26 protein-coding genes are annotated in these 24,858 nt (G+C 70.4%); 19 read left to right on the forward strand and 7 right to left on the reverse strand.

All coding sequences use genetic code 11. The features are described from left to right. Positions 1–154 precede the first annotated feature (154 nt). The 7 genes from CF165_RS53855 (at position 155) to CF165_RS31835 (ending at position 5,851) form a co-directional block, all read left to right on the forward strand. A complete protein-coding gene (locus CF165_RS53855) occupies positions 155–241 on the forward strand; it encodes a putative leader peptide (protein ID WP_350310667.1) in 87 nt (28 codons plus the stop codon). A 108-nt stretch (positions 242–349) separates the two neighbouring features. Further along, on the forward strand, positions 350–2,038 hold the full coding sequence (locus CF165_RS31810) for a nitrite/sulfite reductase (protein ID WP_093951275.1): 1,689 nt from the start codon (positions 350–352) through the stop codon (positions 2,036–2,038). A gap of 34 nt (positions 2,039–2,072) precedes the next feature. Then, positions 2,073–2,228 (forward strand): eL43 family ribosomal protein, encoded by a 156-nt coding sequence (locus tag CF165_RS31815; RefSeq protein ID WP_093951276.1) that lies wholly within the window; start codon positions 2,073–2,075, stop codon positions 2,226–2,228. Further along, positions 2,225–2,920 (forward strand): phosphoadenylyl-sulfate reductase, encoded by a 696-nt coding sequence (locus CF165_RS31820; protein ID WP_093951277.1) that lies wholly within the window; start codon positions 2,225–2,227, stop codon positions 2,918–2,920. The genes CF165_RS31815 and CF165_RS31820 overlap by 4 nt, the downstream gene beginning before the upstream one ends. An 11-nt stretch (positions 2,921–2,931) precedes the next feature. Beyond that, on the forward strand, positions 2,932–3,852 hold the full coding sequence (gene cysD / locus CF165_RS31825) for a sulfate adenylyltransferase subunit CysD (protein WP_093951278.1): 921 nt from the start codon (positions 2,932–2,934) through the stop codon (positions 3,850–3,852). Next, positions 3,852–5,114 carry a sulfate adenylyltransferase subunit 1 gene (locus CF165_RS31830; protein WP_093951279.1) on the forward strand — a complete coding sequence of 421 codons (1,263 nt, stop codon included), beginning with the start codon at positions 3,852–3,854 and terminating at the stop codon, positions 5,112–5,114. Before cysD ends, CF165_RS31830 begins: the two co-directional genes overlap by 1 nt. Next, positions 5,111–5,851 carry a sirohydrochlorin chelatase gene (locus CF165_RS31835; protein WP_093951280.1) on the forward strand — a complete coding sequence of 247 codons (741 nt, stop codon included), beginning with the start codon at positions 5,111–5,113 and terminating at the stop codon, positions 5,849–5,851. The genes CF165_RS31830 and CF165_RS31835 overlap by 4 nt, the downstream gene beginning before the upstream one ends. Positions 5,852–5,906: 55 nt before the next feature. On the opposite strand, the gene CF165_RS31840 is transcribed toward CF165_RS31835, so the two are convergent. Next, positions 5,907–7,343: an RICIN domain-containing protein gene (locus CF165_RS31840; RefSeq protein WP_093951281.1), complete on the reverse strand. Its 1,437-nt coding sequence runs from the start codon at positions 7,341–7,343 to the stop codon at positions 5,907–5,909. Positions 7,344–7,642: 299 nt separating this feature from the next. Between CF165_RS31840 and CF165_RS31845 the strand changes: the two genes are divergently transcribed. The 4 genes from CF165_RS31845 to CF165_RS31860 all read left to right on the forward strand — a co-directional run bounded on the left by CF165_RS31845 (position 7,643) and on the right by CF165_RS31860 (position 10,793). Then, positions 7,643–8,272 (forward strand): cyclase, encoded by a 630-nt coding sequence (locus CF165_RS31845; protein WP_093951282.1) that lies wholly within the window; start codon positions 7,643–7,645, stop codon positions 8,270–8,272. 45 nt (positions 8,273–8,317) lie between these two features. Next, on the forward strand, positions 8,318–8,833 hold the full coding sequence (locus tag CF165_RS31850) for a DUF3291 domain-containing protein (protein WP_093951283.1): 516 nt from the start codon (positions 8,318–8,320) through the stop codon (positions 8,831–8,833). A gap of 36 nt (positions 8,834–8,869) precedes the next feature. Beyond that, a complete protein-coding gene (locus tag CF165_RS31855) occupies positions 8,870–9,643 on the forward strand; it encodes an enoyl-CoA hydratase family protein (protein ID WP_093951284.1) in 774 nt (257 codons plus the stop codon). 364 nt (positions 9,644–10,007) lie between these two features. After that, complete coding sequence (locus CF165_RS31860; RefSeq protein ID WP_093951465.1) at positions 10,008–10,793, forward strand: hypothetical protein; 786 nt, start codon at positions 10,008–10,010, stop codon at positions 10,791–10,793. 101 nt (positions 10,794–10,894) lie between these two features. Here the strand turns inward: CF165_RS31860 and CF165_RS31865 are convergent, their stop codons facing one another. Continuing rightward, positions 10,895–12,208, reverse strand: a complete 1,314-nt coding sequence (locus tag CF165_RS31865) for an MFS transporter (protein WP_093951285.1) — start codon at positions 12,206–12,208, stop codon at positions 10,895–10,897. Between the two features lie 101 nt (positions 12,209–12,309). On the opposite strand from CF165_RS31865, the gene CF165_RS31870 reads away from it, so the two are divergent. Beyond that, positions 12,310–13,287 carry an Lrp/AsnC family transcriptional regulator gene (locus tag CF165_RS31870; protein ID WP_093951286.1) on the forward strand — a complete coding sequence of 326 codons (978 nt, stop codon included), beginning with the start codon at positions 12,310–12,312 and terminating at the stop codon, positions 13,285–13,287. On the opposite strand, the gene CF165_RS31875 is transcribed toward CF165_RS31870, so the two are convergent. Genes CF165_RS31875 through CF165_RS31885 form a run of 3 tightly spaced genes read right to left on the reverse strand, consistent with a single transcriptional unit; the run spans position 13,262 to position 14,297 of the window. Continuing rightward, positions 13,262–13,627 carry a barstar family protein gene (locus CF165_RS31875; RefSeq protein WP_093951287.1) on the reverse strand — a complete coding sequence of 122 codons (366 nt, stop codon included), beginning with the start codon at positions 13,625–13,627 and terminating at the stop codon, positions 13,262–13,264. The two genes, CF165_RS31870 and CF165_RS31875, sit on opposite strands and share 26 nt — an antisense overlap. Beyond that, entirely contained in the window at positions 13,624–14,082 is a 459-nt protein-coding gene (locus tag CF165_RS31880) for a guanyl-specific ribonuclease (RefSeq protein ID WP_093951288.1), read from the reverse strand. The genes CF165_RS31875 and CF165_RS31880 overlap by 4 nt, the downstream gene beginning before the upstream one ends. Before the next feature lie 11 nt (positions 14,083–14,093). Beyond that, positions 14,094–14,297, reverse strand: coding sequence for a hypothetical protein (locus CF165_RS31885; protein WP_093951289.1), 204 nt, complete (start codon positions 14,295–14,297; stop codon positions 14,094–14,096). Positions 14,298–14,356: 59 nt separating this feature from the next. On the opposite strand from CF165_RS31885, the gene CF165_RS31890 reads away from it, so the two are divergent. The 3 genes from CF165_RS31890 (at position 14,357) to CF165_RS31900 (ending at position 18,044) form a co-directional block, all read left to right on the forward strand. Next, positions 14,357–15,322: a quinone oxidoreductase family protein gene (locus tag CF165_RS31890; protein ID WP_093951290.1), complete on the forward strand. Its 966-nt coding sequence runs from the start codon at positions 14,357–14,359 to the stop codon at positions 15,320–15,322. Positions 15,323–15,469: 147 nt separating this feature from the next. Next, positions 15,470–16,510 (forward strand): alpha/beta fold hydrolase, encoded by a 1,041-nt coding sequence (locus CF165_RS31895; protein ID WP_093951291.1) that lies wholly within the window; start codon positions 15,470–15,472, stop codon positions 16,508–16,510. A 91-nt stretch (positions 16,511–16,601) separates the two neighbouring features. Then, positions 16,602–18,044, forward strand: a complete 1,443-nt coding sequence (locus CF165_RS31900; protein ID WP_205661023.1) for an amino acid permease — start codon at positions 16,602–16,604, stop codon at positions 18,042–18,044. Here the strand turns inward: CF165_RS31900 and CF165_RS31905 are convergent. Further along, positions 18,041–19,090 carry an NAD(P)H-dependent flavin oxidoreductase gene (locus tag CF165_RS31905; protein WP_093951293.1) on the reverse strand — a complete coding sequence of 350 codons (1,050 nt, stop codon included), beginning with the start codon at positions 19,088–19,090 and terminating at the stop codon, positions 18,041–18,043. The genes CF165_RS31900 and CF165_RS31905 overlap by 4 nt on opposite strands. A 143-nt stretch (positions 19,091–19,233) precedes the next feature. Between CF165_RS31905 and CF165_RS31910 the strand changes: the two genes are divergently transcribed. The 4 genes from CF165_RS31910 to CF165_RS31930 all read left to right on the forward strand — a co-directional run bounded on the left by CF165_RS31910 (position 19,234) and on the right by CF165_RS31930 (position 22,709). Then, on the forward strand, positions 19,234–20,994 hold the full coding sequence (locus tag CF165_RS31910) for a beta-N-acetylhexosaminidase (RefSeq protein WP_093951294.1): 1,761 nt from the start codon (positions 19,234–19,236) through the stop codon (positions 20,992–20,994). Positions 20,995–21,058: 64 nt separating this feature from the next. Beyond that, positions 21,059–21,580: a hypothetical protein gene (locus tag CF165_RS52860; protein ID WP_240521891.1), complete on the forward strand. Its 522-nt coding sequence runs from the start codon at positions 21,059–21,061 to the stop codon at positions 21,578–21,580. A 41-nt stretch (positions 21,581–21,621) separates the two neighbouring features. Next, positions 21,622–22,068 carry a pyridoxamine 5'-phosphate oxidase family protein gene (locus CF165_RS31925; RefSeq protein WP_093951295.1) on the forward strand — a complete coding sequence of 149 codons (447 nt, stop codon included), beginning with the start codon at positions 21,622–21,624 and terminating at the stop codon, positions 22,066–22,068. A 26-nt stretch (positions 22,069–22,094) separates the two neighbouring features. Further along, positions 22,095–22,709 carry a PH domain-containing protein gene (locus CF165_RS31930; RefSeq protein ID WP_093951296.1) on the forward strand — a complete coding sequence of 205 codons (615 nt, stop codon included), beginning with the start codon at positions 22,095–22,097 and terminating at the stop codon, positions 22,707–22,709. Between the two features lie 200 nt (positions 22,710–22,909). Here CF165_RS31930 and lepA read toward each other — a convergent pair whose 3' ends face one another. Then, positions 22,910–24,751 carry a translation elongation factor 4 gene (gene lepA / locus CF165_RS31935; protein WP_093951297.1) on the reverse strand — a complete coding sequence of 614 codons (1,842 nt, stop codon included), beginning with the start codon at positions 24,749–24,751 and terminating at the stop codon, positions 22,910–22,912. Positions 24,752–24,858 lie beyond the last annotated feature (107 nt).

A 24,858-nucleotide genomic window follows, 5' to 3' on the forward strand; every position in this document is an offset into this window, starting at 1 on the left:
AAGAGAGCGTTGACAGGGCCGGAAGTCGCCACCGGTCGCCCGGACTCGCAGGTCGCGGCCCTGCCGATCGACCGCATTCTCCCAGGCGAGTGACCCTTCTCCCACCATCCGGGCAGCCCTGGACCACATTGTGGACGCGTGGCACGCTGACGCCGTGACTCATGCCGGTGTTCTCCTCGTGGCCCGTCGCCACGTCGACCTGCTGCGGGTCGCCAGCGCCCTCTGCGTACCCGTTCGCTGACTCCCCGCCCCACCACCTGCCACGAAATCTGGACAGCCGGCGCCGGAGGACACACCCGCGAGCCGGTGGTCCTCCGCTGCCACGAAAAGCCTCTCGGAGGACGCCGCCATGGCCACGCCCCAGACCCCAGCCCGCCCCGCGCGCGCCAAGCAGAAGCGCGGCGAAGGGCAGTGGGCGCTCGGTTACCGGGAGCCGCTGAACCCGAACGAGCGATCGAAGAAGGACGACCACCCGCTCAACGTGCGGGCGCGGATCGAGAACATCTACGCCCACCGCGGCTTCGACGCGATCGACCCGGGCGACCTGCGCGGCCGGTTCCGCTGGTTCGGCCTCTACACCCAGCGCAAGCCGGGGATCGACGGCGGCCGCACCGCGACGCTGGAGCCCGAAGAGCTCGACGACCGCTACTTCATGCTGCGGGTCCGGATCGACGGCGGCGCCTTGACGACCGAGCAGCTCACCGTGCTCGGCGAGATCTCGCAGGCGTACGCGCGCGACACCGCCGACATCACCGACCGGCAGAACATCCAGTACCACTGGATCCGGATCGAGGACGTCCCGGCGATCTGGGCCAAGCTCGAACAGGCCGGCATGACCACGATGGAGGCCTGCGGCGACAGCCCGCGCGTCATCCTCGGCTCGCCGGTCGCCGGCATCGCCGCGGCCGAAGTGATCGACGGCACTCCGGCGATCGACGAGATCAAGCGCCGCTACATCGGCAAGCCGGAGTTCGCCAACCTGCCGCGCAAGTTCAAGACCGCGATCTCCGGCCAGCCGGACGTCGCGCACGAGATCCACGACGTCGCCTTCGTCGGCGTCGACCACCCGGAGCACGGACCCGGCTTCGACGTCTGGGTCGGCGGCGGCCTGTCCACCAACCCGATGCTCGGGCAGCGCCTCGGCGCCTGGGTGCCCCTCGACGAGGTCCCGGACGTCTGGGAAGGTGTCATCTCGATCTTCCGCGACTACGGCTACCGGCGGCTGCGCTCGCGCGCCCGGATCAAGTTCCTGGTCAAGGACTGGGGCGCGGAGAAGTTCCGACAAGTGCTTCAGGACGAGTACCTCAAGCGCGAGCTGATCGACGGGCCGCCGCCGGTGGACCCCGCCGTCCCGATCGACCACGTCGGCGTGCACCCGCAGGTCGACGGCAAGTTCTACGTCGGCGCCGCGCCGATCGCCGGCCGTTCCAGCGGCGGCACGCTCGTCGCCGTCGCCAAGGCCGCCGAGCGGGCCGGGTCCGGCCGGGTGCGGCTCACGCCGCAGCAGAAGCTCGTCGTGCTCGACGTCCCCGAGGCCCAGGTCCCGGCGCTTTCGGCGGAGCTGGCCGAGCTGGGGCTGGAGACCAAGCCGTCGCCGTGGCGGCGCGGGGTGATGGCCTGCACCGGGCTGGAGTTCTGCAAGCTCGCCATCGTGGAGACGAAAGCCCGCGCGCAGCAGCTCGTCGCGGACCTCGAGAAGTCCCTCGCCGACATCCAGGACGGCCTCGAGACGCCGGTCACCGTGCACCTCAACGGCTGCCCCAACTCCTGCGCGCGGATCCAGACGGCGGACATCGGCCTCAAGGGCCAGATCGTCACCGACGCCGAAGGCAACCAGGTCGAAGGCTTCCAGGTGCACCTCGGCGGCGGCCTCGGCCTCGACGCCGGGTTCGGCCGGAAGCTGCGTGGCCACAAGGTGACTTCGGGTGAGCTGACCGGGTACGTCGAACGCGTCGTGCGGGCCTACGTCGCCGGGCGCGAACCCGGCGAACGGTTCCCGCAGTGGGCCGCGCGCGCCGAGGAAAGTGCCCTGCAGTGACAGCGCCGACGCACTCTTCCCCGCGGAGGCGCCAATGAGCACCGACGAGCGCGCGGCACCGTACTACTGCCCCTATTGCGGCGACGAAGATCTGCGGCCGGAAGAGAACGGCGGCTGGCTGTGTTCCAGCTGTCGCCGGGTTTTCTCGGTCAAGTTCCTCGGCCTGTCCCTCCCGGAGGTTTCCCGATGACCGCCACCGCCGACTACAAGACCCTCGCCGAGCGCGCTTCGAAGGAGCTCGCCGACGCCACCGCCGAAGAGGCGCTGCACTGGACCGTCGACACGTTCGGCGACGACTTCATCGTCGCGTCCAACATGCAGGACGCCGTGCTCATCGACCTCGCCACGAAGGTGAAGTCCGATGTGGACGTTCTCTTCCTCGAGACCGGCTACCACTTCCCGGAGACGATCGGCACGCGTGACGCCGTGCAGACGGTCTACCCGGAAGTGAAGATCGTCAACGCCCAGGCCGAGCAGAGCGTCGCCGAGCAGGACGCCCAATACGGGGCGAAGCTGCACGACCGCGACCCGACGCTCTGCTGCAACCTGCGCAAGGTCGTCCCGCTGCGCAAGACACTGGCGAACTACTCGGCGTGGGTCACCGGCGTCCGCCGGGTCGACGCGCCGACCCGCGCGAACACCCCGATAGTCACCTGGGACGACCGCAACGGCCTGGTCAAGGTCAACCCGATCGCGGCGTGGACCGACGACGAGTTCAAGGGCTACATCCACGAGCACGGGATCCTCGAGAACCCGCTGGTTTCGATCGGCTACCTGTCGATCGGCTGCGCCCCCTGCACGGCTCGCGTGGAGCCGGGCCAGGACCCGCGCAGCGGCCGGTGGGCGGGGCAGAGCAAGACCGAGTGCGGACTGCACGGCTGAGGAAGGGACGCATGACGACCTTGGAGCCCGCGACCGATGCGGCACAGGACAACCTGGCCGCGCTCGAGTCCGAAGCCATCCACATCTTCCGGGAGGTGGCGGGCGAGTTCGACCGCCCGGTGATCCTGTTCTCCGGCGGCAAGGACTCGACGCTGCTGCTGCACCTGGCGATCAAGGCGTTCTGGCCGGCGCCGGTGCCGTTCCCGCTGCTGCACGTGGACACCGGGCACAACTTCGACGAGGTCATCGAGTTCCGCGACCGCGTCGTCGAGCAGCACGGGCTGCGCCTGGTCGTCGCGAAGGTCCAGGACTGGATCGACGACGGGCGCCTCGAAGAGCGCGCCGACGGGATGCGCAACCCGCTGCAGACCACGCCGCTGCTCGACACGATCGCCGAGAACAAGTTCGACGCCGTCTTCGGCGGCGGCCGCCGTGACGAGGAGCGCGCCCGGGCCAAGGAGCGGATCTTCAGCCTCCGCAACTCCTTCGGCCAGTGGGAGCCGCGGCGGCAGCGGCCCGAGCTGTGGAACCTCTACAACGGCAGGCACCGCCCGGGCGAGCAGGTCCGCGTCTTCCCGCTGTCCAACTGGACCGAGGCCGACGTCTGGAACTACATCGCCCGCGAGAAGGTCGAACTGCCGTCGATCTACTACGCGCACCAGCGCGAGGTGTACCTGCGGGACGGGATGCTGCTGGCCGAGGGCCCGTGGGGCGGCCCGCGTCCGGGCGAAGAGGTCCGTGAGCGGACCGTCCGCTACCGGACCGTCGGCGACGGCTCGTGCACCGGCGCGATCGAATCCACCGCGGCCACCGTCGAAGAGGTCATCGCCGAGGTGTCGGCCTCGCGGCTCACCGAGCGCGGTGCCACCCGCGCCGACGACCGGATGTCCGAGGCGGCCATGGAAGACCGCAAGCGTGAGGGGTACTTCTGATGTCCAGCCTGTTGCGGCTCGCGACCGCGGGCAGCGTCGACGACGGCAAGTCCACTTTGGTCGGACGGCTGCTGTACGACACCAAGTCGGTGCTCGCCGACCAGCTCGACGCCGTCACTCGTGCCTCCATCGACAAGGGACTGTCCACACCAGACTTGTCCTTGCTCGTCGACGGCCTGCGCTCGGAGCGTGAGCAGGGCATCACCATCGACGTCGCGTACCGGTACTTCGCCACGCCGAAGCGGTCGTTCGTGCTGGCCGACACCCCGGGGCACGTGCAGTACACACGCAACACGGTGACGGGCGCGTCCACCGCGCAGCTGGCCGTGCTGCTGGTCGACGCACGCAAGGGCGTGATCGAGCAGACGCGGCGGCACGCGGCCGTGCTGGCCCTGCTCGGCGTGCCGCAGCTGGTGCTGGCGGTGAACAAGATCGACCTCGTCGGCTACGACGAGGCGGTGTTCACGGTGATCGCGAAGGAATTCGCTTCGCACGCCGAGACGCTGGGCTACCCGCGGGGCTCGGTGCTCGCGATCCCGGTGTCGGCACTGGAAGGCGACAACGTCGCGACGCGCTCGGGGCGAACGCCGTGGTACAGCGGCCCCAGCCTGCTGGAACACCTGGAGGAGGTGCCGGTCGCGCCCGACCCGCACGACTCGGCGCTGCGGTTCCCGGTGCAGTACGTGATCCGCCCGCGCACGCCCGAGTACCCGGACTACCGCGGCTACGCGGGCCAGATCGCCGCCGGCACGGTCCGGCCGGGCGACGAGATCGTGGTGCTGCCGCAGGGCATCCGCAGCCGTGTCGAACGGATCGACACCGCGGACGGCCCGCTCGAGGAAGCCGGCGCCGGGACTTCGGTGACGCTGCTGCTCACCGACGACATCGACATCTCCCGCGGCGACCTGATCGCGGCCGCCGACGCGCCCCCGCGAGTCACCGACGAGATCACCGGCACGCTGTGCTGGCTGTCGTCCAAACCGCTGAAGCCGGGCGCGCGCGTGCTCGTCAAGCACGGCACCCGCACGGTCCAGGCCCTGGTCGACGAGCTGCACGCCCGGTTCGACGAGCAGGCACTGTCCAGCGTGGACTCGCCCGCGTCGCTCGAGCTCAACGACATCGGCCGCGTCACGCTGCGGCTGGCGGAGGAGCTGGGCGTCGACGACTACGGCGTCAGCCCGCGCACCGGCGCGTTCCTGGTGATCGACCCGAAGGACGGCGACACCCTGGCCGCGGGCATGGTCGGTGAGCGCTTCTCGTGACGCCTCCCCTGGTGGCCGTCGCGCACGGCAGCCGTGACCCCCGCTCGGCGGCGACCGTGCGGGCGCTCGTCGACGTCGTGCGCACGCAGGCACCGGGCCTTGCGGTCCACGAGTCCTTTTTGGACCTTTCGGAGCCCCGCGTCACCGACGTGCTGCGGTCGCTGTACGCGGCCGGGCACCGGGCGGCGATCGTCGTGCCGCTGCTGCTGGGCAGCGCGTTCCACGCCCGGGTCGACCTGCCCGCGCTGATCGACGAGGTCGTCGCGGCGTGCCCGGGGTTCCGCGTCCAGGTGTCGGACGTGCTGGGCGCCGACCCGGCCCTGGAAGCGGTCGCCCTCGACCGGCTGGCCGCCGCGCCCCGCCGCCGTGGCACGGGCGTGCTCGTCAGCGCGGTCGGCTCGTCGAACGCCTCCGCCAACGCGGTCGTCGCTTCGCTGGCGGCGCGCTGGGAAGAGCGGCTCGGGCTGCCGGCGTGCGAAGCGTTCGCCAGCGCCACCCAGCCGGACATCCCCGCGGCCGCCGAAAAGCTGCGGTCGCGCGGGGTGCGTCACCTCGTGGTGGCGTCGTGGTTCCTCGCGCCGGGCCTGCTCCCCGACCGGATCGCGCGGCTGGCCCGGGAAGCCGACCCGGGTGCGTTCATCGCCGCGCCGCTGGCGGACGACCCGCGCGTCGCGGACGTCGTCGTCGCCCGGTACGCCACCGCGGTCACCGGACTCCTGCGCTCGGTTCCGGTGTAGTGAATGACTCGTTCATGGCGCCAGGCGACATGAACGAGTCATTCACTACACCCGCTCAGCCGGCCGCGACGATCCGCCACCGCTGGTTGCCGCTGCTGCTGTCGGCGTACTGGCCGAGATCGGCACCACTGCTCGTGCGGCCCATGCCGTCCAGGTATTCGCCGGTGGCACCGTTCTTGATGCGCACGTTGTCGGCATCGGTCAGCACCGACCACTGCTGGTTGGCACTCCCGCTCGCCGCGTACTGGCCCACCGCCGCGCCGTTGGCCGTGCGGCCCGCGCCGTCGAGATAAAGCCCCGTGGCGCGGTTCTTGATGCGCACCCGGTTCCCGGAGTTCTCGATGACCCACTGCTGGTCGTAGCGGCCGGGGTCGCCGCTCGCCTGGCCGGCGGCGGAACCGCCGGCGGTGCGGCCCAGCCCGTCGATGTACTGGCCGGTGGCGGCGTTGACGATCCGGACGTACGTGCCGCCGCCGGTTCCGGTGCCCCACGCGTACTGCAGCCGCGTCAGGCCGCTGGGGTTGCTCAGGGTCAGCTTGAGGCCGGAACCCGTTCCGGACCTGGTGGTCAGGCTGTACCAGTCGCCGTCGCGCAGGCCCGGCCAGTACACGCTGCCGACGCCGAGGCTCCGCATTTTCTCGCTCACACCCCGGATGTAGTCGGCGAAGAACGATCCGCTCGGGATGCTGTAGTCAATCGTGTTGTAGTGGACGCCGTTCTTGCTGCCGGGTGACATCGGGCCGCCCCACTCGGTGACGACCGTGCGGTCCGCGTATCCGCCGATGTAGCCGCCAATGTGGTTCGCCCACTCCGTTTCACTCTCGTAGCCGGCGAAGAACGAGTAGTCGTGGGCCGCCAGCAGCGTCCCGTCGAGCCGGGAGTCGCTGCCGACCGCGGGCACGTTCTGGGCGTAGCCGGTGCCGTCGAGGACCACCCGGCCGCGCGGCACGCCGGGGTAGCGGGCCAGCCAGGCGCTGTAGAAGTTGTTCAGGTCGCCGGCGCTGTAGCTGTAGGGCTCGTTGATGACCTCGAAGTAGGCGTTGGGGTTGCCGCCGTACTTGCCGACGACCTTGTCCCACATCTGCTGGAACCCGGCCGTGCTCGCCGGTTTGCCGCCGCTGTAGGCCCAGTACGCCAGGATCACCTTGCCCTTGGCGAGCGCGGTGTCGATCGCCCCGGTGTAGGTGCCCCAGTAGTCCGACACCGTCGGCTCGTTGATCGGCATCCGGACCGTGTTCGCCCCGGTGATCGAATACAGCTGGCCGACCACCCCCTCGGCCGTCGCGGCGGCCGAGGAGTACGTGTCCGAGGAGGTCAGCCCGGACACGTACAGCACGCCGTTGACGAAGTTGTCCCGCGTGTCGGCCCAGTTGACGCCCCGGAACCCGGCGGTGGACGCCTGGGCCTGCGTCGGGACGGCGGTCAGCAGGCCGCCGCCGAGCACGAACAGCGCCAGCAGCCTGAATACCATCGACAGCGTTCGTGCTTTCATCGGCTCGTTCCTCTCCGCTGAGGTCATCCGAGTGACACAGGTAACAAAGCCGGCGCACGCTGGCCAGAGTTCCGAAGCGAACCGGTCAGGATCGATCGGAGACGAACAGGCGGATCCGGGCCCCCGGACACGCAGCGGCACCACCACCGCCAAAAGGTGACAGATATTCACATTTGCCGGTCACCCTGCGCGTATGGGAACAGTGAATCCTTGACGCGCTAGTTAACTTGCCGGTAACTATCTAAGCGCTGCGCAGCTTTCTCCCTCCCCCTCGTGAAATCGCAGGTAGGTGGACTCAGATGAAAGCTCTTCAACTTTCCCGGCTGGCCGCGCTGACCGCGGCCGCGGCTCTTCCGATCGCCCTCGCCGCCCCGGCCTCGGCGGCCACCGCCGTCACGTTCGACTGCCAGGCGAACGCCCCGATCGTCGGACCGCAGCACGTGTCCCTGAACCAGGACACCGACGTCACCGCGCCCGCCACGGTCGCGCCCGGCGCCGCGTTCGACATCGTCATCGACCCGGCGCCGAACACCGTGCCGGCCGAGGTCAGCGGGAACAAGGTCAAGAACATCAACACGTTCGCGCTGAAGATCCCGATCCCGGCCAACTCCAGCTACGTCGGCGCCGACCTCACCGGCGGCTCCGGCCTCGGCTCGACCCCGCCGGCCATCTCGGTCGCGAACGGCGTCGCGACGCTGAGCTTCCCCGGCCCGATCGCCGGCGGCTCGACGTTCGAACTGCCCACGGTGACCGCGCACCTGACCGCGGGCAGCTCCGGCACGATCGAGACGAAGCTGGCCGGCACCAGCTACAGCGACCCCGGCCTGACGTTCAACGCGGTGGCGAGCACCATCATCGGCGACCTCACCGCGCCGACGGCCTGCTTCCCCAACCCCAGCCCCGTCTTCACCACGACGACGATCGGCTGAGCGCCGGCCACCCTGCGGACGCCGTCGCGCCCGTAGGGTGGCCGCATGGGGAACTTCGAACTGGCCCAGGTCAACATCAGCCGGATGAAGGCACCACTCGACGACCCGTCCTTCCGGGACTTCGTCGGCGCTTTGGAGCCGGTCAACGCCATCGCCGACCACACGCCAGGATTCGTGTGGCGGCTGCAGACCGAGGACGGCGACGCGACGTCGATCCGCGCCTTCGAGTGGGACGTGCGCGGCACCTCCGGGATCCTGGTCAACATGTCCGTCTGGACGTCGGTGGAAGCACTGGCGGACTTCGTGTTTTCCGGCGAGCACCTGACGGTCCTCAAGCGCCGCCGCGAGTGGTTCCACCGCGTCCAGGACGTGATGACCGCGCTGTGGTGGGTGCCCGCCGGCTACCGGCCGACGACCGCGGACGCCGAGGAGAAGATCAAGCACCTGCGCGTCTACGGGCCGACGCCCGCGGCGTTCACGCTGAAGCACCACTTCCCGGCCCCCTCTTCGGCCGTCGTCGAGGCCCGCGAGGGTGATCCCGGCTGGCTGTGCCCCGCGTAACACCGGGCCGCGCGGCACGTGTGCAAGGGTGTCGGCATGGCTGACGAACTGGTGCACTACGACGTGGTGGGCGGCACCGCCACGATCACCCTGGACTCCCCGCACAACCGCAACGCGCTGTCGGCACAGCTGCGCGGCGAACTGTCTTCCGCGTTGGCCACCGCGGCCGCCGACGACGCCGTGCGGGTGATCGTGCTGACCCACACGGGCCCGGTGTTCTGCGCGGGGATGGACCTCAAGGAGGCCCGCGGAGCCGGCGCGGGCGACCAGGGCGTGAACGAGTTCCCCCGCATTCTCGAGCAGCTCTGGACCAGCCCCAAGCCGGTGGTGGCCCGCCTGGCCGGCCCGGCGCGCGCCGGCGGCATCGGCATGGTGGCGGCGTGCGACATCGCCGTGGCAGTCCCGGAAGCGACGTTCGCCTTTTCCGAGGTCCGCATCGGCGTGGTCCCGGCGATCATCTCCCTGACGGTCCTCCCGCGGCTGAATCCGCGCGCGGCGCACGAGCTGTTCCTGACGGGCGACACGTTCGACGCGCGCCGCGCGGTCGAGATCGGCCTGCTGAACTCGGCGGTCCCGGCGGAGAAGCTCGACGCCGAAGTGGCGCGGTACGTCAAGGCGCTGGCCGCCGGCGGGCCGAAGGCGCTGGCCGAGACGAAGGCGCTGCTGAGCCGTCCCCGCCCGGCCACGCCGTCGGAGGGGTTCGAGGACATGCTCGCGCTGTCGGCGAAGTTCTTCGCGAGCGACGAAGGCCAGGAGGGCATCCTGGCCTTCGCCCAGAAGCGCAAGCCGAACTGGGTCCCGCAGGACTGAAGCGCCCCAATGTGGCGTTGGGTGCATCCAACGCACCCAATGTGGCGTTCGGTGCGTCCAACGCACCGAACGCCACATTGGGGCGCATGAGCCAGGACGTCCCAACCGGGTGATTGCGGCCGAGAAAGGGCACCAACGGACCGTTCGCAACGCCTTGAGCTGGCTTTTTGCCGCCCATCGTGGTGATCCTTGAAATGTGAAGAGGGGGACCTGGGCCCGGCATCCGCTGGTTGTCGGCCACAAAGCCAATCCGGACGTGGTGCGCACCGCCGAGCTTGAGGAGATCGGCATGCAACGCAGCAGTATCTATCGCCGCTGCCTGCCCGGCGGCCCGTGGCGGAGGTTGCTGCCGGGAATCATCCTGTTGCGCCCCACTGAACCGACCGACGAACAGCGCTTGCGGGCGGCGCTCCTGCGCGGCGGCGGTACCGCGGTGCTCACAGGCCTGTGGGCGCTGCGACGACACGGGCTGGAGCAGTTCCCCGAGCCCGGCGACGTGCACATCCTGGTCCCGGACGAGCGCGAGATCACCAGCAGCGGCTTCGTCCTCGTCGAACGCACGACCCGGCTGCCCGTCCCCATCACACGAAGCGGCCTGCCCGTCGCACCGGTGTACCGCGCTGCCCTCGACGCGGCACGCAGGATCCGGGATTTCGACACCATACAAGCCTTGCTCACCGAGGCTGTCCAACGGAATCGCTGTACGCCGGATCAACTCGACAAGGAACTCCGGCTGGGCAGCCAACGCGGCTCGGCACTGCCCCGCCGCGCCCTGCAAGCCATCCTTTGTGGGGCGGAATCGGTCGCCGAGGCCGACGCTTGGGAGATCTGGAAGCTCGCCGGCCTGCCGCCGGCCGAATGGAACGTCCGGGTCTTCGACGAGCAGGGCACCTTCGTCGCCAAACCCGACGCCTGGTGTGACGACATCGCATTCGCCTGGGAAATCGACTCCCGCACATGGCACGGCGAGGGAGACGGCTATTCGGACACTCTCGCCCGCAATGCCCGCTACGCCGCTGCCGGAATCGCCTTCCTGCAGACCTTACCGATCCATCTGCGCACCCAGCCGGACCGCGTGATCGCCGACCTCCGCTCGGCTTACGCCGCTGCACAGCGGCGACCGCGCCCTCCGGTGAGCTGCCGCCCGTAGCCGCAACAAGCGCCCCAATGTGGCGTTGGGTGCGTCCAACGCACCCAATGTGGCGTTCGGTGCGTCCAACGCACCGAACGCCACATTGGGGCGCATGAGGCTCAAGTCGAAACCGGGATGCGGGCCTGCTTGCGCGGAACGAGCGCGAGCAGGCCCGTAACCCCGCCGCACACCGCGGCGACCACGTACACCGGCGTCAATCCTCCGGCCTGGTAAGCGATCCCGAGGACCGCCACCCCGAGCGTCTGCCCGAACTGCCGGGTCGTCGTCAGGATGCCCGCCGCCATTCCCGCCCGCCCCGGCGGTGCCGCGGAAGCGATCGCCGCGCCCATCGCCGGCCCCGCGATGCCGACGCCGATCCCCGTCACCGCCAGGCCGACGGCGATCCCCGCCACCAGCAGCAACAGGCAGCCGAGCGCACCCAGCAGCACGCCCGTGCCGAGCAGCACCCGCGGCGGGAACCGGTGCAGGACCTTCCCGAGCCCCATCGAAGTCAGGAACGACGCCACCGCCAGCGGCGCCAGCGTGAGCCCGGCCGCCACCGGTCCCAGCGAGCGCCCGGTCTGCAGCCAGAGCGACACGTACACCAGCGCGGCGAAGGTCAGCGTCGACGCCGCCGCGCACGCCACCAGTGCCGCGAACCCGCCGTCCCGGAACAACCCCAGTTCCAGCATCGGTTCCGCCCGGCACCGTTCCACCACGACGAAAACGGCGAACGCCACCACCGAAACCCCCAGCGCCCCCACCGTGACCGGCGAGGTCCACCGTCCCGAGCCGCCCTCAGTCAGGCCGTGCACCAGGCTCGCGGCGAAGACCGCGAACCACACCGCACCCGCGACGTCGAACCGGCCACCGCGGACCGGGCTGTCCGCTCGCAACGCCAACACCGCGAACATCGCCGTCAGCAACGCGAGCGGGACGTTGACGAAGAAGATCGCCGCCCAGCCGAAGTATTCGGTCAGCACGCCGCCCACCAACGGCCCCGCCGCCGCGCCGAGCCCGTTCACCGCGAAGAACACGCTGATCGCGGTTCCCCGCGCGCGCCCTTCGTAAGAGGCGGCCAGAATCGCGAACCCGGTCACCGCCAGCGCCGCGCCCCCGACCGCCTGCACGCCGCGGGCGGCGATCAGCGTCCCGATGTCCGGCGCCAGCCCGCAGGCCAGGGACCCCAGGCCGAATACGGCCAGTCCGGTGAGGAACACCCGCCGCAGACCCCAGCGGTCGGCGAGCGAGCCCGCCGCGAGCATCAGCACCGCCAGGACGAGCGTGTAGCTGTCGGGCACCCACTGCAGCTGCCCGACCGACGCCGTCAGGTCGGCGCCGATCCGGGGCAGGGCCACCGTGACGACGGTGGTGTCCAGCAAGAACAGGAACGAGCCCGCACAGACCACGATCAACGGCCACCACTTGCGCATCGAATCTCCCTTCGTGTGCCCCGGAGAGTGCTACGACGCGCCAATCGCCACCAGAAAGTGAGCCGAATCCGCCGGATACCGTCATCACTTACCCTGGATGCATGGAAACCGTCACCCTGGACGACGTCGACCGCGGTCTGATCCACGCGCTGCAGCTCGACGGCCGCGCCCCGATGCGTGCCATCGGGCACGTACTCGGCGTCTCGGAGAACACCGTGGCCCGCCGGTACCAGCGGCTGCGGACCGCCGGGGTGCTCAAGATCACCGGCGCGCTCAGCGGCGGCGAAGCCGGCTACACGACGTGGACCCTGCGCCTGCGCACCACACCCGACGCCGGGGCCGCCGTCGCGGACGCACTGGCCGACCGGCCCGACGTCTCGTGGGTACACCTGCTCTCCGGCGGCACCGAGATCTCCTGCACCGTCCACGCGCCCGACACCGCCGGGCGGGACGACCTGCTGCTGCACAAGCTTCCGCGGGCGAGCCGGGTCACCGCCGTCTCCGCCCACGAACTGCTCCACACCTTCGCCCTGCCGGACGGCTGGAGCGGGCTGCACTGCCTGTCGCCCGAACAGGTCGAACACCTGCGGCCACCGGAGCCCGAGGGCACCCCCGTCCCACCGGAACCCGGCGACCAGGCACTCTTCGACGCGCTGGCCCACGACGGGCGCGCGAGCTACACCGCGCTCGCCGCGGCGACCGGCTGGTCGGACTCGACCGTGCGGCGCCGGATGGACGTGCTGCGGCGGCACGGCACCCTGACCTACCACCTCGACATCTCCCCGGCCCGGCTCGGCTTCCGGTCCGAAACGCGGCTCTGGTTGACCGTCTCGCCCGCGCGGCTGGCCGAGACCGGTGAAGCGCTGGCGAGCCACCCGGAGACGTCGTTCGCCGTCGCCACCACGGGGACGACGAACCTCACCGCGATGGTGAACTGCCGCGACGGCCGGGATCTCTACCGCTACCTCACCGGCCGCGTGGCCGGGATCCGAGGCGTGCAAACCCTCGAAAGCGCGCCGGTGATCCGCACGGTCAAGCGCGCGGGGACGCCGCTCAGGCGTCCGGCAGCACGACCGTGAGCCGCCACGAACCGGTGCCGGTGCCGGGCCCGAGCGCTCGCTGCGCGTCCGAGAGCACGCTGCGGATCGCCAGGTACGTCTTGGGTTCGGCCTTGCGCAGCGCGTCCGAGCCCGGCCAGATCAGCACGTGCTCCCCCGGCGGCAGCCACGACAAGTCGGTCAGGCAGTCGTAGAGCGCGTCGAGGTTGTGGCCGAAGTAGTCCGGAAAGGACAGTGCGTCGGCGAACGCGCTGAGCGTGCTGGCCTTGTCGACGGTCGGCCGCGAGTTCACCAGGTGCGGGTACGCGCCCCTCGTGAAGGCTTCTTCCGCGGCGGCCTTCGCCTGCTCCGAGGCGCTCATCGGGCCGCGTCCACGACGACGAACGACGCGTAGTGGTCGCCGGTGTAGTACAGCTCGTGCGCCTGCCCGGTGATCAGCCGCCGCGCGCCGCGGTCGGCGCTGCCCGGCGTCTTCACCGTGTACTCGTGGTAGTAGCCGGACTTCTTGGCGGGCAGGCGTTTCTCGCGGTTTTCGAACACGACGTCGTCGTTGCGCGGGAACGGGTACGGCCCGCCCTTCTCGATGAGCTTCCACGTGTCCGTGGCCTGCGGCGGCAGCGCGGAAAGCGCCTTCACCGGCAAGCCCGAGTCCGCGCCCGGCACGGCGCCGCCGCCGCGCGCGGGAGCACTGGCCGAAGTACTCGGCGCGGGCGACGACGGCGAGCCGTCGCTGAGGACGTCCTTGACCAGCCAGCCCCCCAGCACCAGCACGAGGAGCCCGATCAGCGCGGCGGTGATCCGCCTTCGGTTGAACATGGTGCGCGAGCCTATGCCGGGGTGTCGGAGGAGTCGTCGTCACGTCCCGGGGTCAGCCGGCGGGCGAAGAGGCCCACGAGCTTGTCGAGCACCCACGCGGCGGCCAGGCACAGCGGCACGACGACCACCATGACCAGCACGAACTGGACCGGGAACCAGGCCTGGGCGAGCCACAGCTCGACCCCGTCCCACCAGTCGGCAAGCCCGTTGAACACGGTGTGAGCCTACGCGCGCCCTGCTGCCGCCGCGTGCCAGGGGCGGTACGTTGCAGGACATGTTCGCCGTGTACGCGCAGGAACCCAACGCCGACAGCCCCCTGGACGCGCTCGTCGTGGGCGAGCGCCCCGAGCCCGAAGTGCCCGACGGCTGGGTCCGCGTGCACGTCAAGGCGGCCAGCCTCAACATGCACGACCTGTGGACGCTGCGCGGCGTCGGGATCAAACCGGACCAGTTCCCGATGATCCTCGGCTGCGACGGCGCCGGGACCCTCGACGACGGCTCCGAGGTCGTGATCCACTCCGTGATCAACGCGCCGGGCTGGCAGGGCGACGACACGCTCGACCCGAAGCGCACGCTGCTCACCGAGAAGCACCAGGGCACCTTCGCCGACCAGGTCGTCGTACCGGCGCGCAATGTCGTCCCGAAGCCCGCGGCGCTCAGCTTCGCCGAAGCCGCCACCATGGGCACGGCCTGGCTGACCGCCTACCGGATGCTCTTCGTGAAGTCCGGGCTGCGACCGGGCCAGACGATGCTCGTGCAGGGTGCCTCCGGCGGCGTCTCGACGGCGCTGGTGCAGCTCGGCCGCGCCGCCGGGTTCCGGGTCTGGGTGACCGGCCGCAGCGAGGAGAAGCGCGCCCTCGCCACGAGCCTGGGCGCGCACCAGGCGTTCAAGTCGGGCGCGCGGCTGCCCGAGCGCGTCGACGCCGTGTTCGAGACCGTCGGCAAGGCGACCTGGTCGCATTCGGTCAAATCGCTCAAGCCGGGCGGGATCATCGTGGTCTCGGGCTCCACGAGCGGCCCGGACGCCCACGCGGAGCTGCAGCGCGTCTTCTTCCTCCAGCTGCGCGTCGCCGGTTCGACCATGGGTACCCGCGACGAGCTCGCGGACCTGCTCGCCTACCTCGAACTGACCGGTGTCCGGCCGCAGATCGGTGCGGAACTTACATTTTCCGAAGCGCCCCAGGGTTTCCGGGCGATGCTCGACGGGGAAACCGCCGGCAAGATCGTCTTCACCCGCTAGACCGCCGCCGAGCTGGGCGGACGCGCCATCCGCCCGGCACGGAAACCATTCCGACATCTCGTGAATCTTTGACGTCCTCAGTTCGAGACCGGGTCGTTAGCACCGAAATTCCACCAAAACCCGATCCCGGCCAGGTAATCTGTAGTCATGACCGCGACGCAGCGGCCCGCACCGGCTGTACCGGGCGGCCGGCCCAGTGACCCGGACCCCGTCCGGGTTTCCTTCCGGCGTTACGCCGGTGTCCGCACCCGGGTGCTCGAAGTCGGCGACCCCGAACCGGAGCAACCCTCCGCGCGTCGCTCGCTGCGCCGCCGGGCCGCCGTCCCGCACGTCCGGCCCACGGCACCGCGCCTGGTGTTGCTGCACGGCTACTGCGACAGCGCCGACACCTGGCGCCCAGCCCTGGAACAGCTCGCGGCCGCCGGGATCCCGGCGGTCGCGGTCGATCTGCCGGGTTTCGGCGACGCCCAGCCGCTGCGGCCCGGCCCGATGCTGCCGCAGCTCGACGCGTTCACCACGGCCGTCGTCCGCGAACAGGCGGTCCTCGGCTCGGTCGTGCTGGCCGGCAACTCCCTCGGCGGCACCATGAGCCTGCGCGCGGCGCAGAACAGCAGGCTGCCGATCTCGGGCGTCGTGTCGATAGCCGCGCCGGGGTTCGTCGACTCGTGGCTGATCCGCACGGTCGCGCGGTACCCGTTGCCGCTGCGGCTGTACTCGTCCCTGCCGGTCCCCGTGCCGGGCTTCGTGGTGCGCAAGGTCGCCGAGCAGGTCGTCCCACGGCTGCTCTACGCCGACTCGGGTGCGGCCGACGCGATCCAGGTCCAGCGCTTCACCGCGCTCTTCCCCGACTACCGCGCGACCAAGAGCCGCCTGGAGCAGGCCCGGCAGCTCGTCGCGGAGCTCGCCGACGCCTACCGCCTCGACTCGGTGAAGGTGCCGCTGCTGGTCGTCGCGTGCGGCAAGGACAAGCTCGTCACCGCCGCGTCCGGGCGCCAGCTGCACACGCTGGTGCCGCACAGCAGGCTGCTGGTCCGCGAGGACTGGGGGCACTGCCCGCAGCTGGACGATCCGGTCGAGATCTCGGAGCTGCTCACCTACTTCGCCGCGAGCGCGGTCCGGACCACGCAGGCCAAGCGGGCCGCCGCGACGGCGTCGGAGGCCGTGAACGAGGACACCGCGGCGGGCTGACGCGCTCACGCTGTCCGCACCCGGAGTTGGCGGTAGGTTCCCGCGGTAGGTCCGTGATCCGGGCTCCCCACCGACCGTTCGGGAGGCGATGATGTCCGCTCCAGAAGGCTTGGGTTCGAGTTCAGGCCTCTTCCGGCGCAAGCCGATCGACCAGATCCAGGACGTGAGCGAAAGCGGTGGCTTGAACCGCACCCTGGGCCTGTGGCAGCTGACCGCCATCGGCATCGGCGGCATCATCGGTGCCGGGATCTTCGCCCTCGCCGGCAGCGTCGCGCACGGCGACGACGCGGCGGGCATCCCCGGCGTCGGCCCGGCCGTGCTGATCTCGTTCCTCATCGCCGGGGTCGCCAGCGCCGCGGCCGCGTTCTCCTACGCCGAGTTCGCCGGCCTGATCCCGAAAGCGGGCTCGGCCTACACCTACGGCTACGCGGTGCTGGGCGAGATCGTCGGCTGGTTCATCGGCTGGGACCTGCTGCTGGAGTACACCGCGATCGTGGCGGTGGTGGCCATCGGGATCTCCGGCTACTTCAGCTTCCTGCTCGGACAGCTCGGCCTCGACCTGCCCGCGTGGATGCTCGGCGCGCCGGGCACGGGACCGGGCCACAAGGTCGACCTGTTCGCCGCGCTGCTGTGCCTGCTGATCGCCTACCTGCTCAACCGCGGCATCCGCAGCGCCGCCCGGTTCGAGACGGCGATGGTCGGCATCAAGGTCCTGATCGTGCTGGTGGTCATCCTCGTCGGCTTCTTCTACGTCAAGACCGGCAACTACACGCCGTTCGCCCCGGCCGGTTTCGGCGGTGCGGTGACCGGCGCCGCCACCGTGTTCTTCGCCGTCTTCGGGTACGACGCGATGTCGACGGCGGCCGAGGAGTCCAAGGACGCGCAGCGGCACATGCCGAAGGCGATCCTCTACTCGCTGGCGATTTCCATGGTGCTGTACGTGCTGGCCTGCCTGGTGCTGACCGGCATGCAGAAGTACACCGAAATCGACCCGAAGAGCGGCTTCTCGACGGCGTTCAAGTCGGTCGGCCTGTCCGGGCTGGCCACGGTGATCGCGATCGGCGCGATCGTCGGCATCCTCACCGTGCTGTTCACGTTCCTGATGGGCGCCACCCGCGTCGGCTACTCGATGAGCCGCGACGGGCTGCTCCCGCCGTGGCTGGGCAAGACCCACCCGCAGCGGCAGGTGCCGAGCCGGATGACGTGGATCCTCGGCGGCGCGTCCGCGGTCATCGCCGGGATCCTGCCGATCGGTGAAGCCGCGGAGCTGACGAACATCGGCATCCTGCTCGCGTTCGTCGTGGTCTGCGTCGCGGTGATCGTGCTGCGCTACAAGCAGCCCGACCTGCCGCGGACGTTCAAGACGCCGGGCATGCCGGTGGTGCCCGCGATCGGCGTCGTGTTCTCGCTCTGGCTGATCACGTTCCTGCAGCCGGCGACCTGGATCCGGTTCGGCGTCTGGTTCGTGATCGGCCTGGTCGTCTACTTCCTCTACAGCCGGCGGCACTCGGTGCTGAACCGCACCGGCGCCTAGCGGATCCGGTCGAGGCGCGCGGCGGCGTCGCGCGCCTCGACCTTCAGCCGCTCGATGATCACGGCGGCCGAGGCGTCGTACGCGAGCGGGTAGGTCTGGCCCGCCCACAGCGAAATCGCTTCCGGGTCCCCGGCCTTCGCCGACGCCTTGCGCACCGGCCCGGCGAGATTGTTGAGCTGCGGGTACGCCGCGGGCGCGCCCTCGGACAGCGCGTCCATGAACTTGTTGACCAGCCCGCGCGCCGGACGTCCGCTGAAGGCCCGGGTGAACGTGGTCTCGCGCTCGGCGAGCGCGAGGGCCTTGCGGTGCGCCTCGGACGTCCCGGCTTCGTCGGCGCGCAGGAACACCGTGCCCAGCTGGGCGGCCACGGCGCCGGCGGCCAGCACGGCCGCGACGTCCGCGCCGTGCACCAGCCCGCCGGCGGCGATCAGCGGCAGGTCGACGCGGGCGGCGACGAGCCGCAGGAGCGCGAGGACGCCATACTCGGCCCCGCCGCCGGGCAGGCGCGGGTCGTCGGTGAACAGGCTCCGGTGCCCACCCGCTTCGAAACCCTGGAGGACGAGCGCGTCGGCGCCGAGGTCCGCGGCCCGCTGCGCGGCCTCGGGCGTGGTCACGGTGACGACCGCCTTGCTGCCGGCGTCTTTCAGGCGCAGCACGTCCGAGGGCGACGGCGGGCCGAAGGTGAACGAAACCACCGGGACGCGCTTCTCGAGCACGACGTCCAGCTTCGCCGGGTACGCGTCGTCGTCCCACTTCGGTTCGCCGAGTTCGACGTCGTACTCGCGGGCGAACGCCTCGAGCCGCTCGCGGTGCGGGCCGATGTCGGCGCCGGTGTCCGGCTGCGGGACGAAGAGGTTGACGCCGAACGGACGCCCGGTGAGCTCGGCGGTGCGGTCGATCTGCGCCCGCAGCGCCGCGGCCGTGAGCATGCCCGCCGACAGGAAGCCGAAACCGCCGGCCTCGGTCACCGCGGCGACCAGCTCCGGCGTGGTGGGACCGCCCGCCATCGGCGCGGCGACGACCGGGAACGTCAGCTCGTCGAACATGAAGACGAGCGTAGTCCCGGCCACGCGATCGCGGGATGTGACGCCGATACCACCCGAGTTGGTCTAGACCATGACGGGGAGAAGTGCGACGATCCGCCGAAGGTGTGACGACGACGTCGCGCCCTTCCCGCCAGGAGGTCCCGGTGAAGTCTCCCCTCGCGCGGCGGTTCGGCCGCGCGCTCGCCGTGCTGGCCCTGATCGGCGCCGGCACCACCACCGCCCAGGCCGCCGCGGCCACGCCCGCGCTGCAGTCGATCGTCCCCGTGCCGGTCTCGGTTACGCCGTCGGCGGGAGTCGCCTTCCCGCTGGTCTCGACGACGAAGATCGTCACCGAAGCGGGCTCGGCGCCGGCCAGGCAGGTCGGCGACTTCCTCGCGGGGGTGCTGCGCCCGTCGACCGACTACGCGCTGCCGGTGTCCGACGCCCCGGCGTCCGTGCCGTCCGACAGCATCGCGCTGCTGCTGAGCGGCGCGCCGGCCTCCGTCGGCGCGCAGGGCTACCAGCTCGTGTCGACGGCGTCGTCGGTCACGGTGCGCGCCACGACCGCCGACGGGCTGTTCGCGGGCGTCCAGACCCTGCGGCAGCTGCTGCCGGGCCGGGTCGAAAGCGCGTCGGCGCAGGCCGGGCCGTGGACCATCCCCGGCGCGACGATCGTGGACTACCCGAGGTTCGCCTACCGCGGCGCGATGCTCGACGTCGCGCGGCATTTCCACCCCGTGTCGACGGTCAAGCGGTACCTCGACCAGCTCGCCCAGTACAAGATCAACAACCTTCACCTGCACCTGGCGGACGACCAGGGCTGGCGCATCCAGATCGACAGCTGGCCCCGCCTGGCGACGTACGGCGGCAGCACCCAGGTCGGCGGCGGCGCGGGCGGCTACTACACGAAGGCGCAGTACACGGACATCGTGAACTACGCGCTTTCCCGGCACATCACGATCATCCCGGAGATCGACATGCCGGGGCACGTGAACGCGGCGCTGGCGTCGTACGCGGAGCTGAACTGCAACGGCGTGGCGCCCGCACTGCGGACGGACACGGCGGTGGGCTACAGCTCGCTGTGCATCTCGAAGGACGTCACGTACACGTTCGTCGCGGACGTCCTGCGTGAGCTGGCGGCGCTCACACCGGGCCCGTACCTGCACATCGGCGGCGACGAAGCCTCGGCGACTTCCCAGGCGGACTACCTGAAGTTCATGAACAAGGTGCTGCCCCTGGTCGCGGCCACGGGGAAGTCGGTGGTGGGCTGGCACGACATCGCGAAGGCGACGCTGCCCGCATCGGCCACCCCGCAGTTCTGGGGCACGACGACGTCCGACGCGGGCGTTTCGACGGCGGTTTCCCGCGGCAGCAAGGTGATCCTGTCCCCGGCGAACAAGGCGTACCTGGACATGAAGTACAACAGCTCGACGCCCATCGGCTTGTCATGGGCGGGCTACATCGAGGTCCAGGACGCGTACGGCTGGAACCCGGGGTCGTATCTGTCCGGGGTGGGCGAGGCCGCGGTCCGCGGGGTGGAATCACCGCTGTGGACGGAAACGGTCGTGACGCCGTCCGACATCGACTACCTGGCGTTCCCCAGGTTGGCGGCGCACGCGGAACTGGGCTGGTCACCGTGGTCGACCCACGACTGGACGACGTTCCGGACGCGCCTGGGAGCCCAGGCCCCGCGCTGGGTGGCGCAGGGCATCGGCTTCTACCGCTCGTCCCAGGTTTCGTGGGACACGGGCGGAACGAACCCGGGCACGTGCACGGCACCGGAGTGGAGCGCTTCGCAGGTGTACACGGGCGGAAACGTGGTGTCGCACAACGGCCACAAGTGGACGGCGCAGTGGTGGACCCAGGGCGAGGAGCCGGGAACGACGGGCCAGTGGGGAGTCTGGACCGACAACGGCGCCTGTTGACCGGCGGCCGGGGTCGCTTCCCACCCGGAGACGGCCCCGGCGTCGCCCGTGGCACAGTCGACGGGTGAGCAAAACGCCCGCACGACCGGCCGGCGACGCCCTGGAGCGGACCGAGCCGGTCAGGCCGCGCGACGAGCGCCTCGGCAAGGTCCTCACGACCCGGGCGATCGTGCTCGCCGGGCCGATCGTCGCGGTGGTCGCAGCCGGGACGCTCTGGCTGCCGCTGGCGCTGTTCGGAGCCGGCACGCCGGCGGACCAGGCGCAGCTGGACGTCTTCCGCGCGACCGGGAACGTCGTGCTCGGCGCGGGCGGAGCCGTCGCGCTGCTGCTGGCCGCGACGGCAGCGCCTGGGCAGCGGCAGACGATCGTCAACCTCTCTCGAGACCCGGCGGCATGTCGCCGTGCTCGACGGGCTCACCGAGCCCGAAGTTTTGGCCGTTGCGCGGGCGGCCTGGACCGGCGCCCGCGCGCTGCGGGCCGAGCTCGCGCCAGAGGCAGTGCACTCCGCCGTCGCCGGGCTCGCCGTCCCCATTTCCACCAGGTCACCGCTCTGTGCGGACCGTTAAGAGCGCATTTCGCTCGGTGAAATCCGGACATCCGGCGCGCCCGGCGCGTTAGGTTGAAGCCATGAGCGCTGATCTCGAGCAGGTCCGGACGCTGTCGCTGCAGGAGCACGGCCTCGCCACCGTCGCCACGACGCGCGCGGACGGCACCGTGCACGCCTCCGTCGTCAACGCCGGCGTTTTCGGCGATCCGGTGACCGGTGCCCCGGGCGTCGCCTACGTGGCTGTCGGCAAGGCGCACAAGCTCGCGCTGCTGCGGCGGACCGGACACGCCACCGTGACCTTCCGCCGCGGCTGGAACTGGCTCTCCGTCACCGGGCCCACGCACCTCATCGGCCCCGACGATCCCGACCCCGCGTTCGACCCCGCCGGCTTGCCGCAGCTGCTGCGCGATGTCTTCATCGCCGCCACCGGGACCCATGACGACTGGGCCGAGTACGACCGCGTGATGGCTGAAGAGCGCCGGGTCGCGGTGTTCATCCGGGCGGACCGGATAATCGGCAACCCCTGACCCGACCGGCCCCAGGAGTCGTCCCGTTGTCCGAGTCCCCGCTCCGCGTCACCACGCCGGTCAAGGTCCTGATCGGCGTGCTCGCCGTCGCCGACGCCGGCTTCGGCGCGGCGCTCGCCCTCGGCCTGCTGCGCGGCCTGTCGCCGTGGCTGATCGGCGGGGCCTACGCGGCGACCGTGCTCATCGCGGTCATCGCCTTCCGGGTGTCCCGCGCCCGCGAGCTGAAGCGCGGGTTCGACGGCCTCCGCGATCTCACCGTCGGCGACGAGGGCATCCGCCTGCCCGCGGGCACGCTCAGCACACGGCTGGTCCCGTGGCCGGAAATCGCGGACGTCACCGTCCGCCGTTCGGCCCGCTTCGGGGACGGCTACCTGCGCGACGCTCTCTGGGTCGACCTGGTCACCGGCGGAGGCGTCGAGAGTTCGGTGCAGCGGTACGCGCCGCGCGGCAAACTCCAGCCGGCCCCACCCCAGCGGAGGCAGTTCGAGCAGACCGCGATCCTCGCCCCGAACCTGTTCGACGCGGTGGTCGAACGGCTCAGGAAGGAACTGCGGCACCGACAACTGCACGCCCAGCTCCGCGGCACACCCCGCGTCCGGCGTGCCGACCGGTGGCACGGTTCAGCCGAGACGCCCCAGTAGGTCCCGCGGGACGATCCGCACCGGAAACGGCCTCTCCGCCTCGAAGACCTCGTCGCCCGTTATCTGCTCTTCGCACCAGAGCAAACCAGAGACCACCGACAGAAACCGCATCGAACACGGGTTCGGCGCCCATATTCACACCAAGGAGCGAATATGGGCGCCGCTGTCACATCAATGAAACAGTCACGCCAAGGAAACAGTTACTTCTTGTTCTTGCCGGAGTCCTCAGTGGACAGTGCGGCGACGAAAGCCTCCTGCGGGACCTCGACCCGGCCGACGGTCTTCATCCGCTTCTTGCCTTCCTTCTGCTTCTCCAGCAGCTTCCGCTTACGCGAGATGTCACCGCCGTAGCACTTGGCGAGAACGTCCTTGCGGATCGCGCGGATCGTTTCGCGGGCGATGATCCGGGCGCCGATGGCCGCCTGGATGGGCACCTCGAAGTTCTGCCGCGGGATCAGCTCGCGGAGCCGGTTCACCATGCGGTTGCCGTAGTTGTAGGCGTCGTCCTTGTGCACGATCGCGGAGAACGCGTCCACGCCCTCGCCCTGCAAAAGGATATCCACCTTGACCAGATCCGCCGCCTGCGTACCGGCCTCTTCGTAGTCCAGCGACGCGTAGCCGCGCGTACGCGACTTCAGCGTGTCGAAGAAGTCGAAGATGATCTCGCCCAGCGGCATGTTGTAGCGCAGCTCGACCCGGTCCTCGGACAGGTAGTCCATGCCGAGCAGCTGACCGCGCTTGTTCTGGCACAGCTCCATGATCGTGCCGATGAATTCGGACGGCGCCAGGATGCTGACCTTGCTGACCGGCTCGAGCACCTTGTCGATCTTGCTCCCGGTCGGCCAGTCCGACGGGTTGGTGACGTGGATTTCCTTGCCGTCGTCCAGCACCACGTCGTAGACCACGTTCGGCGCCGTCGAGATCAGGTCGAGGCCGAATTCGCGCTCGAGCCGGTCGCGCGTGATCTCCAGGTGCAGCAGGCCGAGGAAGCCGCAGCGGAAGCCGAAGCCCAGCGCCACCGACGTCTCGGGCTCGTAGTCGAGGGCGGCGTCGTTCAGCTGGAGCTTGTCCAGCGCCTCGCGCAGCTCGGGGTAGTCCGAACCGTCCACAGGGTACAGGCCCGAGTAGACCATCGGCTTCGGCTCGCGGTAGCCCGCCAGCGCTTCCTTGGCGCCGTGGCGCTCCGACGTCACGGTGTCCCCGACCTTGGACTGCCGGACGTCCTTCACCCCGGTGATCAGGTAGCCGACCTCGCCGACGCCGAGGCCCTTGCTGGCCTTGGGCTCCGGCGAGATGATCCCGACCTCCAGCAGCTCGTGCGTGGCGCCGGTGGACATCATCTTGATGCGCTCGCGCGGGGTGATCTTGCCGTCGACCACCCGGATGTAGGTGACGACGCCGCGGTAGGTGTCGTAGACCGAGTCGAAGATCATCGCGCGGGCGGGTGCGTCGGCGTCGCCCTGCGGCGCCGGGACCTGCTTCACGACGGCGTCGAGCAGCTCGCCGACGCCCATGCCGGTCTTGGCCGAGACCCGCAGGACCTCCTCGGGCTCGCAGCCGATGATGTGGGCGAGCTCACCCGCGTACTTGTCGGGGTCGGCCGAAGGCAGGTCGATCTTGTTGAGCACCGGGATGATCTGGAGGTTGTTCTCCAGCGCGAGGTAGAGGTTGGCCAGCGTCTGGGCCTCGATCCCCTGCGCGGCGTCGACCAGCAGGACAGCGCCTTCGCACGCCTCCAGGGCCCGGGAGACCTCGTAGGTGAAGTCGACGTGGCCGGGGGTGTCGATCATGTGCAGGACGTGGTCCTGCCCGTCGACCTGCCAGGGCAGCCGGACGTTCTGCGCCTTGATCGTGATGCCGCGCTCGCGTTCGATGTCCATCCGGTCGAGGTACTGAGCGCGCATGGCCCGCTCTTCCACGACGCCGGTGAGCTGCAGCATGCGGTCGGCCAGGGTGGACTTGCCGTGGTCGATGTGCGCGATGATGCAGAAGTTCCGGATGAGCTCCGGAGGCGTGAAGGTGGTGTCGGCGAACGTCGTCACTCGAATGAGTCCTCGGAAAGTCGGGGATGGCCACCTCTATGGTCCCATGGCCCTCCGGGTGCGGGTGGGGGTCATCCCCGATGCGAGCTTTCCCGAGAAGTGGTGCC

Origin of the sequence: Amycolatopsis vastitatis (assembly GCF_002234595.1) — a bacterium.
GTDB lineage: Bacteria > Actinomycetota > Actinomycetes > Mycobacteriales > Pseudonocardiaceae > Amycolatopsis > Amycolatopsis vastitatis.